The sequence below is a fragment of the Micrococcus sp. HMSC31B01 genome (assembly GCF_001816085.1).
Taxonomy (GTDB): Bacteria; Actinomycetota; Actinomycetes; order Actinomycetales; family Micrococcaceae; genus Micrococcus; species Micrococcus luteus.
Map to the genome: position 1 here is coordinate 1 of NZ_KV825078.1, position 973 is coordinate 973.

The following is a 973-nucleotide window of genomic DNA, read 5'->3' on the forward strand; positions in this document are numbered from 1 at the left end:
CGTCGTCGACGGGCGGCGCGGCGTCCGCCGTGCCGGGCGGCCCCCAGCCGCCCGCGGGATCCGCCCAGGGATCGTGCTCCGGCAGGTGGCCGGTCACGCCCCCATGGTGCCGGTGTGCTCGGCGGTGGGGTTGTCCTCGGCCAGGCCGCGACCCCAGATGGACACGGGGCCGAGGTCGGTCCAGGCCAGGTGGCGGTACAGCTTCTGGCCGTCCGGGGAGGCGACGAGCAGGCCGCGGCTGATCTCACCCTCGCTCATGACCTCGGAGGTGAGGTAGCGCATCACGAGGGAGCCGAGGCCGCGGCGACGGTGGTTCGGGGACGTCCAGATCCGGTCGTAGACGGCGGTGCCGTCCTCCTCGGTGACCCAGCCGAGGGCGGCGAGCTCCTCCTCGCCCTCGGGCGCGGTCGAGGCGCCGACGGCCAGGATGCGCAGGCGACGGCTGCCCTCCATCGGCTGGTCCACGCGGGCCTCATAGCCCTCGGGCAGCAGCGGGGGCTCCACGTCCTGCAGCTCGGGGTCCATGTCCATGGTCATGAAGCGCTCCGGCTCGGCCTGGGCCTTCAGACCCATGGCCTTGGGGTCCTCGCCGGCGTCGCCGAACACGGTGAGCAGGATCTGCTCCTGGTCCCGCACCGCCTCGCGCAGGTCCTCCAGCTCCGCGCGGGAGGGGTTCACCACCACGTGCTCCCACGTGGCCGGCACGTCCACCGTGGCGCGACCGGAGCCGCCGGGGATCATGTGGGCGGGGCGGGGGGTGCGCAGGGCCGCGCGTCGCCCCGCCTCCTGGCTCGTGCGGTAGCCGCGCGATCGCGACCAGGCCGCGAACCAGATGTCGACCAGTGCCGGATCCAGATGCTCAGTCATGTCTGAAGGGTAAGGCGTGAGGCCGGTGCGGGCCAGGCCCCGCCCGTCCCTCACGGCCGTCACGTCCGGGGCCGCGCACTAGCTGTTGTGGGTCATGAGGTTCTTG

The 973-nt window shown here is 73.6% G+C and carries 1 protein-coding gene; it reads right to left on the reverse strand.

From position 1 onward, the window contains the following. Window positions 1–93: 93 nt before the first annotated feature. Window positions 94–867, reverse strand: a complete 774-nt coding sequence (locus tag HMPREF3105_RS05230; RefSeq protein ID WP_020626505.1) for a GNAT family N-acetyltransferase — start codon at window positions 865–867, stop codon at window positions 94–96. Between the last annotated feature and the right edge of the window lie 106 nt (window positions 868–973).

Bases quoted from the DNA above. Each gene is read 5' to 3' on its own strand.
- HMPREF3105_RS05230 (WP_020626505.1), bottom strand. From the start codon at position 867: ATGACTGAGCATCTGGATCCGGCACTGGTCGACATCTGGTTCGCGGCC.